The organism is Streptomyces amritsarensis (assembly GCF_001953875.1).
In the GTDB taxonomy this organism is placed as follows: Bacteria; Actinomycetota; Actinomycetes; order Streptomycetales; family Streptomycetaceae; genus Streptomyces; species Streptomyces amritsarensis.
In genome coordinates, this window is record NZ_MQUR01000001.1 from 23,505 (window position 1) to 35,362 (window position 11,858).

At 72.6% G+C, this 11,858-nt stretch carries 10 protein-coding genes; all 10 read right to left on the reverse strand.

Features of this window, described 5'->3' with window-relative positions:
• Positions 1–16: 16 nt before the first annotated feature.
• The 10 genes from gatB to AVW11_RS00145 all read right to left on the reverse strand — a co-directional run bounded on the left by gatB (position 17) and on the right by AVW11_RS00145 (position 11,835).
• Positions 17–1,531 carry an Asp-tRNA(Asn)/Glu-tRNA(Gln) amidotransferase subunit GatB gene (gene gatB / locus AVW11_RS00100; protein WP_030846843.1) on the reverse strand — a complete coding sequence of 505 codons (1,515 nt, stop codon included), beginning with the start codon at positions 1,529–1,531 and terminating at the stop codon, positions 17–19.
• A gap of 16 nt (positions 1,532–1,547) precedes the next feature.
• A complete protein-coding gene (locus AVW11_RS00105) occupies positions 1,548–1,793 on the reverse strand; it encodes a hypothetical protein (protein ID WP_030030669.1) in 246 nt (81 codons plus the stop codon).
• A complete protein-coding gene (gene gatA / locus AVW11_RS00110) occupies positions 1,790–3,283 on the reverse strand; it encodes an Asp-tRNA(Asn)/Glu-tRNA(Gln) amidotransferase subunit GatA (RefSeq protein ID WP_060176838.1) in 1,494 nt (497 codons plus the stop codon). The genes AVW11_RS00105 and gatA overlap by 4 nt, the downstream gene beginning before the upstream one ends.
• Before the next feature lie 5 nt (positions 3,284–3,288).
• Entirely contained in the window at positions 3,289–3,585 is a 297-nt protein-coding gene (gene gatC / locus AVW11_RS00115; RefSeq protein ID WP_030030671.1) for an Asp-tRNA(Asn)/Glu-tRNA(Gln) amidotransferase subunit GatC, read from the reverse strand.
• A 338-nt stretch (positions 3,586–3,923) separates the two neighbouring features.
• The gene (locus tag AVW11_RS00120; RefSeq protein WP_225884933.1) at positions 3,924–6,104 is read right to left on the reverse strand and encodes a putative bifunctional diguanylate cyclase/phosphodiesterase; all 2,181 of its coding nucleotides are present in this window, start codon (positions 6,102–6,104) and stop codon (positions 3,924–3,926) included.
• 386 nt (positions 6,105–6,490) lie between these two features.
• Complete coding sequence (ligA, locus tag AVW11_RS00125; protein ID WP_060176836.1) at positions 6,491–8,692, reverse strand: NAD-dependent DNA ligase LigA; 2,202 nt, start codon at positions 8,690–8,692, stop codon at positions 6,491–6,493.
• 30 nt (positions 8,693–8,722) lie between these two features.
• Entirely contained in the window at positions 8,723–9,706 is a 984-nt protein-coding gene (locus AVW11_RS00130; protein WP_030846830.1) for a methionine synthase, read from the reverse strand.
• Positions 9,703–10,392 (reverse strand): SDR family oxidoreductase, encoded by a 690-nt coding sequence (locus tag AVW11_RS00135; protein WP_076042916.1) that lies wholly within the window; start codon positions 10,390–10,392, stop codon positions 9,703–9,705. Before AVW11_RS00135 ends, AVW11_RS00130 begins: the two co-directional genes overlap by 4 nt.
• A 145-nt stretch (positions 10,393–10,537) precedes the next feature.
• Entirely contained in the window at positions 10,538–11,491 is a 954-nt protein-coding gene (locus AVW11_RS00140) for a hypothetical protein (protein ID WP_060176834.1), read from the reverse strand.
• Positions 11,491–11,835, reverse strand: coding sequence for a DUF1330 domain-containing protein (locus AVW11_RS00145; protein ID WP_076042859.1), 345 nt, complete (start codon positions 11,833–11,835; stop codon positions 11,491–11,493). Before AVW11_RS00145 ends, AVW11_RS00140 begins: the two co-directional genes overlap by 1 nt.
• Between the last annotated feature and the right edge of the window lie 23 nt (positions 11,836–11,858).

Genomic DNA, 11,858 nt, shown 5'->3' on the forward strand with positions numbered 1-11,858 from the left:
GGACGGCGGGGGCGGATCAGCCCTCGGAGACGCCCAGGCGCTCCAGGATGAGCTCCTTGACGCGCGCCGCGTCGGCCTGGCCGCGGGTGGTCTTCATGACCGCGCCGACCAGGGCGCCGACCGCGGCGATCTTGCCGCCGCGGATCTTGTCGGCGATGGCCGCGTTGCCCGCGATGGCCTCGTCGACGGCCGCGCCGAGCGCGCCCTCGTCCGAGACGACCTTCAGGCCGCGCTTCTCGACGACCTCGTCGGGGGTGCCCTCGCCGGCGAGGACGCCCTCGATGACCTGGCGGGCCAGCTTGTCGTTCAGGTCGCCGGCCGCGACCAGGGCCGCGACCCGGGCCACCTGCGCCGGGGTGATCGGCAGCTCGTCGACGACGACGCCCTGCTCGTTGGCGTTGCGGGCCAGCTCGCCCATCCACCACTTGCGGGCGGCGGCCGAGTCGGCGCCCTCCTCGATGGTGGCGACGATGGAGTCCACCGCGCCCGCGTTGAGGATCGACTGCATGTCGTGCTCGCTGACGCCCCACTCCTCGCGGAGGCGGTTGCGGCGCACACGCGGCATCTCGGGCAGACCGCCGCGCAGCTCCTCGACCCACTCGCGGGCCGGCGCCACGGGCACCAGGTCGGGCTCCGGGAAGTACCGGTAGTCCTCGGCGTTGTCCTTGATGCGGCCGGCCGTGGTGGAGCCGTCGTCCTCGTGGAAGTGCCGGGTCTCCTGCACGATCGAGCCGCCGGAGGACAGCACGGCCGCGTGCCGCTGGATCTCGAAGCGCGCGGCGCGTTCGACGGAGCGCAGCGAGTTGACGTTCTTGGTCTCCGAGCGGGTGCCGAATTCCTTCGTCCCGTGGGGGCGCAGCGACAGGTTCACGTCGCAGCGCATCTGGCCCTTGTCCATGCGGGCCTCGGAGACGCCGAGCGCCTTGATGACCTCGCGCAGCTCGGCGACGTACGCCTTGGCGACCTCGGGGGCCCGCTCGCCCGCGCCCTCGATGGGCTTGGTGACGATCTCGATGAGCGGGATGCCGGCGCGGTTGTAGTCCAGCAGGGAGTGGGAGGCGCCGTGGATACGGCCGGTGGCGCCGCCGACGTGCAGCGACTTGCCGGTGTCCTCCTCCATGTGGGCGCGCTCGATCTCCACGCGGAAGATCTCGCCGTCCTCCAGCTGGACGTCCAGGTAGCCGTTGAAGGCGATGGGCTCGTCGTACTGGGAGGTCTGGAAGTTCTTCGGCATGTCCGGATAGAAGTAGTTCTTCCGGGCGAAGCGGCACCACTCGGCGATCTCGCAGTTCAGCGCGAGACCGATCTTGACGGCCGACTCGACGCCGATCGCGTTGACGACCGGGAGGGAGCCGGGCAGGCCGAGGCAGGTGGGGCAGGTCTGCGAGTTGGGCTCGCCGTCGAGCTCGGTCGAGCAGCCGCAGAACATCTTGGTCCTGGTGCCGAGCTCGACATGGACCTCGAGGCCCATGACGGGGTCGTACGACGCCAGGGCGTCCTCGTACGACAGCAGTTCGGTGAAGGTGGTCACGGTGAAACTTTCCCTCTCAGCCCAGCAGGACGTCGTCGTCGCCCAGGCGCTTGAGTTCGCGGTACAGGATCGCGAGGCCGGTGACGATGGCGGCGGCGGACACGGCGGCGTCGACCAGCTTCAGCATGTCGTGCTCGCTGCGGGCCTTCTTGACCTGCTTGAACACGCTGATGGCGCCGAATGCGGTGGTGCCGATCGACAGGTAGGTGCCGGTCTTGGACTTCTTGAAGCCCTTGGCCTTGGACAGTGCACTGGTGCTCACAGCGACGGTGCCTCCTCGAGCAGCGGGTGACCCCAGCGGGCGACGAAGGCGGCCTCGACGGCGGCACCGACCTTGTAGAGCCGGTCGTCCTTCATCGCCGGGGCGATGATCTGGAGCCCGACCGGGAGGCCGTCCTCCGGCGCCAGGCCGCAGGGCAGCGACATGGCGGAGTTGCCGGCCAGGTTGGTCGGGATGGTGCACAGGTCCGCGAGGTACATGGCGAGGGGGTCGTCGGTGCGCTCGCCGATCGCGAAGGCGGTGGTCGGGGTCGTCGGGGAGACGATCACGTCGACCTGCTCGAAGGACTTCTCGAAGTCCTGCGAGATCAGCGTGCGCACCTTCTGGGCGGAGCCGTAGTACGCGTCGTAGTAGCCGGAGCTGAGCGCGTACGTGCCGAGGATGATGCGGCGCTTGACCTCGTCGCCGAAGCCGGCTTCGCGGGTCAGGGCGGTGACGTCCTCGGCGGACTTGGTGCCGTCGTCGCCGACGCGCAGGCCGTAGCGCATGGCGTCGAAACGGGCCAGGTTCGAGGAGCACTCGGACGGCGCGATCAGGTAGTACGCGGCCATCGCGAGGTCGAAGGACGGGCAGTCCAGCTCGACGATCTCGGCGCCGAGCTCCTTGAGGAGCTCCACCGACTCGTTGAAGCGCTGGACGACGCCGGCCTGGTAGCCCTCGCCGGCGAACTGCTTGACGACACCGACGCGCATGCCGGCGACGGAGCCGTTGCGGGCGGCCTCGACGACCGGCGGGACCGGGGCGTCGATGGAGGTGGAGTCGAGCGGGTCGTGCCCGGCGATCACCTCGTGCAGGAGGGCCGCGTCCAGGACCGTACGGGCGCAGGGCCCGCCCTGGTCGAGGGAGGAGGAGAAGGCGACCATGCCGTAGCGGGAGACGCCGCCGTAGGTGGGCTTGACGCCGACCGTGCCGGTGACGGCCGCGGGCTGGCGGATGGAGCCGCCGGTGTCCGTGCCGATGGCGAGCGGGGCCTGGAACGCGGCGAGGGCCGCGGCGGAGCCGCCGCCGGAGCCGCCGGGGATCCGGGTGAGGTCCCAGGGGTTGCCGGTCGGGCCGTAGGCGCTGTTCTCGGTGGAGGACCCCATGGCGAACTCGTCCATGTTGGTCTTGCCGAGGATGACGACGTCGGCTTCCTTCAGCTTGCGCGTCAGGGTGGCGTCGTAGGGCGGGATCCAGCCTTCGAGGATCTTCGAACCGACGGTGGTCGGGACCCCGACGGTGGTGAAGATGTCCTTGAGGGCGAGGGGTACGCCGGCCAGCGGGCCGAGCTTCTCGCCGGCCGCGCGCTTGGCGTCGACGGCGCGGGCCTGGGCGAGCGCGCCCTCGCGGTCCACGTACAGGAAGGCGTGGACCTTCTCGTCAGTGGCGTCGATGCGGGCCAGGTGGGCCTCGGTCACCTCGACGGCCGTGAGCTCGCCGGAGGCGATCTTCTCGGCGGTCTCGGCGGCCGTGAGCTTGATGATGTCGACCATGGCTGTTAGTCCTCCCCCAGGATCTGCGGCACCTTGAAACGCTGCTGCTCCTGGGCGGGAGCACCGGAGAGCGCCTGCTCGGGGGTGAGCGACGGACGGACCTCGTCCGCGCGCATGACGTTGGTCAGCGGCAGCGGGTGGGAGGTCGGCGGGACGTCTTGGTCGGCGACCTCGGAGACACGGGCGACCGCGCCGATGATGTCGTCGAGCTGTCCGGCGAAGTGATCCAGCTCGTTGCTGGACAGCTCAAGGCGCGCCAGCCGTGCGAGGTGGACGACCTCCTCGCGCGTAATGCCAGGCATGCAGCGATCCTCTGGGGGTGGGTGGATGTGTAGTTTCGGGCTCAATCCTATGGGGCCCGGTGCCCGGCCTGCGAAACGGTTTGGCCGGGCCGCCGCCGGACCGCCGCGCGGAGCGGGGCGGGGGCGCACCCGGACCGGGGCCCCGCTCGCGCGCGGCGGCCCCTCGCCGCGAACCCCGGCGGGACCGGGATACGGACCCGGCGCCCTTCACCACGCGGGTCGGGGGCGGCGCCCGGCGCGGAAGTCGGGCGGTGTCCGGCGCGGAGCCCGCCGCCGGTCCCGGGGCGGAGCTGTACGGGGCGGAGGCCGGGCTTGGGACGGGGTGGAGCCCGGGCGGGTCAGACCGCGTCGGCTTCGGCCGCGGCCAGTTCCGCCGTGATGTCCGCCGGGCGGCGCCAGCCGCGCTCACCGCGGGCCAGCAGCCAGGCGGTGGCCTCCTGCGGCGGCATCGCGGCAGCCACCAGCCATCCCTGTACGGCGTCGCAGCCCAGGTCCCGCAGCCGCTCCCAGGTCTCGTCGTCCTCGACGCCCTCCGCCACGACGAGCAGGCCGAGCGAGTGCGCGAGGTCCACGGTGCAGCGGACGATCTCCGCGTCCTGCGTGTCCACGGCGAGCCGACCCACGAACGAGCGGTCGATCTTCAGCTCGCTGACCGGCAGGCGGCGCAGGTGGACGAGTGAGGAGTAGCCGGTGCCGAAGTCGTCCAGGGACATCTTCACGCCGTGCCCGGTGAGGCCGGCCATGGTGTCCGCCGCCCGCTGCGGGTCCTCCAGCAGGACGTGTTCCGTTATCTCCAGTTGCAGGCCGCTCGCCGGAACCCCGTGGCGGGCCAGCCGCGCGGCCACCGCGCCGGCGAACCCGGGCGTGTGGACGTCGCGCGGCGAGACGTTGACGGCGACCGGGACCTTCAGGCCCTGCGCCCGCCAGCGGGCCACCTGGGCCAGGGCGGTCTCCAGCACGTACTCCGTCAGGTGGGGCATCAGCCCGGAGGTCTCGGCGATCGCGATGAACTCGTCCGGGGGGACCCGACCGCGTTCCGGGTGGACCCATCGGACCAGTGCTTCGAGCCCGGCGACCTGCCCGTCGAAGCGGACCTTCGGCTGGTAGTGGAGTTCCACTTCACCCGCGTCGAGGGCCCTGCGGAGGTCGCCGAGGAGGCCGAGGCGGTCGGGGGTGTTGCTGTCGCGCTTGGACTCGTAGACCTCCACGCCCGTGCGGTCCCGCTTGGCCTGGTACATCGCCACGTCCGCGCGCCGCAGCAGCCCCTCCGCGTCGAGGGCGTGGTCGGGGAAGACGGCGAGGCCGGCGCTGGCCTCCAGGACGAGCGTGAGGCCGTCCAGGTCGAGCGGGGAGCTGAGCTCCGCGACCAGGTGGCGGGCGATGCGCTGGGCGCTGGTGGTGGAGTCGGCGACGGGGAGCAGGACGGCGAACTCGTCGCCACCCAGGCGCGCGGCCTCGGCCTCCTCGGGCAGCGCCTGGCGCAGCCGGTCGGCGATCTGGAGGAGCAGCCGGTCGCCCGCCAGATGGCCGAGGGTGTCGTTGACGGCCCGGAAGCGGTCCAGGTCGATCAGCACCAGGGCGGCCCGGGTGCCCAAACGTTCAGCCTCGTCCAGGGCGGACCAGGCCCGCTCCAGCAGCCACTGCCGGTTCGGCAGCCCGGTCAGGGGGTCCCGCAGCTGCTCCTCGGCGCGTGCCCGGGCGATCCAGAGGGTGGAGTCCAGCGCGATCAGCGGTACGGCGAACAGCGGCAGCAGGACCGGCTGGCTGACCGCCACCACGCAGATCAGGGGTGCGATGCCGAGCAGCGCGACCGCCACTAACGCCTGTCGCAGCAGGGCGGTCCGGGCGACGGTGGGCAGCCCGCCGCCGCGCGGGGCCAGGGCGATCCAGAGCAGGAGCCGCGTGGCGAGCAGGTAGGCGACGGCGACGAGGACGATCTCCGGTACGGCGTCCAGCCCCCAGGTGGTGGGCAGCCAGGGGGTTTCCACGGTGGGCGTCTCGCCGAACGCGGCGAGCACGAGGGCGCCGGCCCCGATGCCGAGGATGTCGACGGAGCCGTGCAGCAGCCCCTGCCGCCAGCGGTGCCGGCGGGCGGCCCCGACCAGGGAGACCACCGCCAGCGAGACCAGTCCGGCGGGCACCCAGCCGTAGAGGATGAGCACGCCGAGGGTGAGCGCGGCACCGGATCCGGTGCCGCCCCACCAGCGGTCCCGGCCGAGGGCGACCAGGTGGCCGACGATGATGCCGGTGAGGAGGGCCAGCGCCCAGCCGACCGGCCCCCCGGGGAAGAGCGCGTGACGGCCGCTCAGGGCGGACGCGACCCCTGTGGTGAGCACCGCGACCGCGAGACCCACGACGAGGAAGGGCAGCACGCCGCGCCGCCCCTGACCGCCCTCACCGGTGTCGACCGGTCGGGTCTGCGGAGTCCTGGCCCGCAGGACGCCGAGCCTGCCCGCCCGCATGGACGGGATGTCCCCGCCGAATTCAGGTGACGGGTCGGCGCTTTCGGTGGGTTTCATGCCCGTACCTCTCACAGCCGGCGATGCCGATGTCACGCGATGGCCCCGATGTCATGCCACCACGGCCGGAATCGCATCCCGCAGCCGTGCACGACAGGCGCACCCCTCAACAGTAGGACGCGGGAGGCTCCCAGGGGCAGCGGTCGGCAGTGGTTGCCCGAATGCGACCCAGCCATCCTCATCAGTACGGTATCCGCCGAACGGGTGAGTTTGGACCGGGGCCCCCGGTCACCCCTCCGATGATCCGACAGGTCACCGCCCTGCGACCAGCCTTGTACCGGCCGTTTACCACCGTCCGCCGCGCCTGGCGTGCGCCCGCCCGTACGGTCGCACGCCACGCATCCGTTCGCCTTCGCTACTCCCCCTCGGGGATTGCCCTGTCGTTACTACTCCCCTTCGGGTACGCCGTCCACCGGGAGCGCGGCTTCGCGGGCCGCGTCCGGTCCCTGCTCCAGCAGCACGGCGAAACCGGCGTCGTCGAGGATGGACAGCTTCAACTGGACGGCCTTGTCGTACTTCGAGCCGGGGTTGTCGCCGACCACGACGAACGAGGTCTTCTTCGAGACGGATCCGGTCACCTTGGCGCCGCGGCTCTGCAGGGCCTCCTTGGCGCCGTCCCGCGTGTGGTTCTGCAAAGTGCCGGTGACGACCACGGTCAGCCCCTCCAGGGGTCGCGGCCCCTCCTCCTCGGCGGAACCTTCCTCCTCCATCCGGACCCCGGCAGCACGCCACTTGCGCAGGATCTCCTGGTGCCAGTCGACCGCGAACCACTCCTTGAGGGAGGCGGCGATGATCGCGCCGACCCCGTCGGTGGCGGTCAGCTGCTCCTCGGTCGCCGCCTCGATGGCCGCGATGGAGCGGAACTCGCGGGCGAGGGCCTCGGCCGCGACCGGCCCGACGTGGCGGATGGACAGGCCGTTGATGATGCGGGCGAGGGGGCGCTCCTTGGCGGCGGCGATGTTCTCCAGCATCGCCAGGGCGTTCTTCTTCGGCTCGCCCTTCTGGTTGGCGAAGACCGTGACGACCTTCTCCTCGCCGGTCTTGGGGTCGCGCTTGGGCAGGCCGCTGTCCTGGTCCAGGACGTACGCCTTGATGGGCAGCAGTTGCTCGATGGTCAGGGCGAACAGGTCGCCCTCGTCGAGCAGGGGCGGCTCGGCCGGCTCCAGCGGGCCGGTCAGGGCGGCGGCCGCGACCATGCCGAAGTTCTCGATGTCCAGGGACTGCCGGCCGGCCAGGTAGAAGAGCCGCTCCCGCAACTGGGCGGGGCAGGTCTGGGCGTTGGGGCACCGGACGTCGATGTCCCCCTCCTTCATGGGCCGCAGCGCCGTCCCGCAGGCGGGGCACTCGGCCGGCATCTCGAACTCCCGCTCGGTGCCGTCGCGCAGGTCGACCACCGGTCCGAGGATCTCGGGAATGACGTCGCCGGCCTTGCGCAGGACCACGGTGTCCCCGATGAGCACGCCCTTGGCCTTGACGACCTCCTGGTTGTGCAGGGTCGCGAACTCGACCTCGGAGCCCGCCACCGTCACCGGCTCCACCTGCGCGTACGGGGTCACGCGCCCGGTGCGCCCGACGCCGACCTTGATGTCGATCAGCTTGGTGTTGACCTCTTCGGGCGCGTACTTCCAGGCGATGGCCCAGCGCGGGGCGCGGGCGGTGGAGCCGAGGCGGCCCTGGAGGGCGATCTCGTCGAGCTTGACGACCACGCCGTCGATCTCGTGCTCCACGGAGTGCCGGTTCTCGCCGAATTCCGCGATGAACTCCCGGACCTCGTCGAGCGAGGAGACCACCTTGTTGTGCCGGGCGGTGGGCAGGCCCCACTCGCGCAGCAGCTCGTACGCCTGCGACTGGCGCTCGATCTCGAATCCCTCGCGGGCTCCGATGCCGTGGACGACCATGTGCAGCGGGCGGCTCGCCGTGACCTTCGGGTCCTTCTGGCGCAGCGATCCTGCCGCGGCGTTGCGCGGGTTGGCGAAGGGCTTGCCCTCGGCCGCGACGAGTCTGGCGTTGAGCTCCTCGAACTTCTCCATCGGGAAGTAGACCTCGCCGCGGATCTCGACGAGCGCCGGGATCCGGTCGCCCGCCAGCCGGTCCGGGATCTCCGCGATGGTGCGGACGTTGGGCGTGATGTCCTCACCGGTGCGGCCGTCGCCGCGGGTGGCCGCCCGGGTGAGGCGGCCGTTCTCGTAGGTGAGGTTGACGGCGAGGCCGTCCACCTTCAGCTCGCACAGGTAGTGGTAGGCGGGGGTGCCCGTGTCGCGGGCCACCCGCTCGGCCCAGGCGGACAGTTCCTCGTCGTCGAAGGCGTTGTCGAGGGAGAGCATGCGCTCGCGGTGGACGACCGAGGCGAAGTCCGTCTCGTACGCCCCGGCCACCTTCTGGGTGGGCGAGTCGGGCGTGCGCAGCTCCGGGTACTGCTCCTCCAGTGCCTCCAGCGAACGCAGCAGCGTGTCGAACTCGGCGTCGCTGACGACCGGCTGGTCGTTCACGTAGTACCGGAAGCGGTGCTCCTCGACCTGCTCGGCCAGCAGCTGGTGCTGTTCGCGCACCGCCGCCGGTACTGCCGTGTCCTGCTGTTCGGCTGCCATGCCGTGTCCTCCCGTGGCCCGTCCCGACCGTCACTCAGGGTTGTCGGCGAGCGACCTCGCCGCTCTGACGCAATGCGCCTGCACCGCGCGGGCGTAGGCGGGCGAGGCACCCGCGAGACCGCACGACGGGGTGACCACGACGGACTCCGCGAGAGTCCCCGGGGCCAGCCCCAGCCTGCGCCAGAGCTTCCTGACACCCATGACGCTACCGCCCGGGTCCGACAACGGGCCGTCGGTGCCCGCCACCACTCCGGCGAACAGCTTCGTGCCGCCTTCGACGGCCTCCCCGATGGCGTCGTCCTCGCGCTCCGTGAGCAGGGAGAAATCGAACGAGACGCCCGTGGCGCCGGCCCGCCGCAGCAGGCCGAAGGGGACCTCGGGCGCGCAGGAGTGGACGACCACGTCGCCGTCGTGGACGGCGAACAGGTCGCGCAGCGCGCCCTCGACGACCTGCCGGTCGACGGCGCGGTAGGTGCGGTATCCGCTCGCGGAGCGGACCCGGCCGAGCAGCACGGCCGTCAGGGACGGCTCGTCGAGCTGGAGCACGACGTCGGCGCCGGGGATCCGCTTGCGGACGTCGGCCAGGTGCTCGCGCAGGCCCTCGGCGAGTGATCCGGCCAGGTCCCGGCAGGCGCCGGCGTCCTGCAGCATCGCCTCGCCGCCGTGCAGCTCCAGGGCGGCGGCCAGCGTCCACGGCCCGACCGCCTGGATCTTGAGCTTGCCGGTGTAGCCCTGGGTGAACTCCTCCAGGGCGTCGAGGTCTTCGCCCAGCCAGGACCGCGCCCGGCGTGTGTCGCGCCCGGGCCGGTCGCTGATCCGCCAGCCGCTGGGCTCCACGTGCGCGTACATGTCGACGAGCAGCCCGGTGGTGCGGCCGATCATGTCGGCGCCGGGGCCGCGGGCCGGCAGTTCGGGCAGGTACGGGAAGTCCTCGAAGGAGCCGGTCGCGGTCCTGGCGGCCTCGCGGGCGTCGCCGCCGGGCAGCGAGCCGACACCGGTCGCGCCTGCGCTCATCGGCCCGGCCTGACGGTCAGGTCGTTGACCTCGGCGTCGCGGGGCAGGTCGACGGCCATGAGGATGGTGGTCGCCACCGACTCGGGGTCGATCCAGTCGTTGGGGTCGTACTCCTTGCCCTCCTGGGAGTGCACCTTGGCCTGCATGGGGCTGGCGGTGCGGCCCGGGTAGACGGAGGTGACGCGGACGCCGTTGGCCCGCTCCTCGGCGCGCAGCGAGTCGGCGAGGGCCTTCAGGCCGTGCTTGGAGGCGGCGTACGCGCTCCAGTCGGCGTGGGCGTTGAGGCCGGCGCCGGAGTTGACGAAGACGACGGTGGCCTTGGAGGCGCGCAGGGTGGGCAGCAGCAGGCGGGTCACCTCGGCGGGGGCGATGAGGTTCACGTTGAGCTGCTGGTGCCAGGTCTTGGGCCGCAGGTCGCCCACCGGTCCGAGGTCGACGATCCCGGCGATGTGCAGGAGCGAGTCGATGCGCTCGGGGACCGCCTGCTTGGAGAAGGCCCAGGAGAGCCGGTCGGGGTCGGCGAGGTCGCCCACGAGGGCCCGGGAGCCGGGGTAGCGCTCGACGAGCTGCTTGCCGCGGGCGGCGTCGCGGGCCAGGAGGACGAGGTCGTCGCCGCGGGCGTGCAGGCGGGTCGCGACGGCGGCGCCGATGCCGGAACCGGCACCGGTGATCAGGTGAGTAGCCATGGAGCCCATGCTCGCAGGTCCGGCGCGGCGGGGAGGGGGAAGCCCCGGCGCCGCCGGTGGCCGGGGCCGGGCCGCGCGGTGACGGCGGGCGGGAAGCCGGTGGGGACGACGACCCCGCGGGAGCGATCGGCCCCGAAGGCCGGGGTCAGGTGCCGGCGGCCGCCGCGCAGGCCCGCTCCACGGCGGCGCGGGCCGCGGCCGCCTGCTCCGCCGTGACGGCGGGGGCGAAGCCCCGGCCGATCCTGGCGTGCGGGAGCGCGGCGACGAGCCGTTCCCGCACGTCGCCCCGCGGCCCGGCCCACCGCTGCAGCGCCTGCGCCCGTACGTCGGCGGGCGCGGCGGCACGGTCCGGCGCGGGCGGGGCGAACCGGCCGCCGGAGGCCCGTTCGTGCTCGTCCCAGCGGTCGGCCCAGAACTCCACGGTCCAGCCGGGCCAGCGCGCGGCCATGCGTCCGGCGTGGGGCACGATGCCGGTCAGCCACCACCCGACCCTGCGGGCCGCAGGGTCGAGGTGGATGCCGGCCTCGGCACGCCCCGCGTACCCGGTGTGGACGGGGGCGTCCGCGAGTCGTTCGAGGAGCGCCGGGCCTTCGGCCACGGGGTGGTCGGCGATGTGGGCGAGGACGTGGCAGCGGCCGGATCCGACCGTGACGACGGCGGCCATCGGGTCGGGGTCGGCCAGTTCCACCTCGTCGGCCGCCAGGGCCGGGCCGGGGTGCACGGTGGCGGGTACGTGCCCCGGGTCCAGGCCGAGGTGGGTGCGCAGGCCGCTCTGGCCGTCGTACGTCCAGCGGACCTCCCATCCGGGCCAGGCGGGGCCGAGCGTGCGCAACCAGGCGGCGCGGGTGCGCATCGCCACCGACGGGCCTTCCTGGGCGAAGACCAGGAGCAGCTTGCGGGCGGGATCGATCAGGGCGCCCGCTTCGCACATGTCGTCGTCGTACCAGGGGCCTTCCGCGAGCCGGTGGCCGAGTACGAAGGGCAGGACCGCCTCCGGGCCGCCGAGCAGGTCGAGATCGAGGCCGACGGCTCCGAAGGAGGAGGACCGGCGCTCGTACCCCTCCGGGCCCGCGATCACGAAGGTGGCCGGGTTGCCCATCAGAGGCCGGCTTCGGCCCGCAGGCGGGCGGCCGTCTTCGAGGCGTCGTAGTCGGCCGGGACGCCCTCGACCAGGACGGCCTCGCCCGCGATGTGGTGCGTGCGGAGCGGGAGGATGGCCTGGTAGGCGTCGGAGGCGTACCAGGCGCGGGCCTGCTCGATGTCGGGGAAGCCGATGACGACGACCGTGCCGGGGAAGGGGCCCTCCAGGACCTCGACCTGCCTGCCGTGCACGAGGAAGCGGCCGCCGAAGGGGTCCATCGTGGACTGGATGGCCTCGATGTAGGTGAGGATGTCCTCGTTCATCGTCTCGGGGCGGAGGTGGGCGATGGCGTACGCGGTCATGGTCTGCTCCCCTGTCGGTTCCG

Bases quoted from the DNA above. Each gene is read 5' to 3' on its own strand.
- AVW11_RS00130 (WP_030846830.1), bottom strand. From the start codon at position 9,706: ATGAGCGCAGGCGCGACCGGTGTCGGCTCGCTGCCCGGCGGCGACGCC.
- ligA (WP_060176836.1), bottom strand. From the start codon at position 8,692: ATGGCAGCCGAACAGCAGGACACGGCAGTACCGGCGGCGGTGCGCGAA.
- AVW11_RS00145 (WP_076042859.1), bottom strand. From the start codon at position 11,835: ATGACCGCGTACGCCATCGCCCACCTCCGCCCCGAGACGATGAACGAG.
- gatA (WP_060176838.1), bottom strand. From the start codon at position 3,283: ATGGTCGACATCATCAAGCTCACGGCCGCCGAGACCGCCGAGAAGATC.
- gatC (WP_030030671.1), bottom strand. From the start codon at position 3,585: ATGCCTGGCATTACGCGCGAGGAGGTCGTCCACCTCGCACGGCTGGCG.
- AVW11_RS00140 (WP_060176834.1), bottom strand. From the start codon at position 11,491: ATGGGCAACCCGGCCACCTTCGTGATCGCGGGCCCGGAGGGGTACGAG.
- AVW11_RS00120 (WP_225884933.1), bottom strand. From the start codon at position 6,104: ATGAAACCCACCGAAAGCGCCGACCCGTCACCTGAATTCGGCGGGGAC.
- AVW11_RS00135 (WP_076042916.1), bottom strand. From the start codon at position 10,392: ATGGCTACTCACCTGATCACCGGTGCCGGTTCCGGCATCGGCGCCGCC.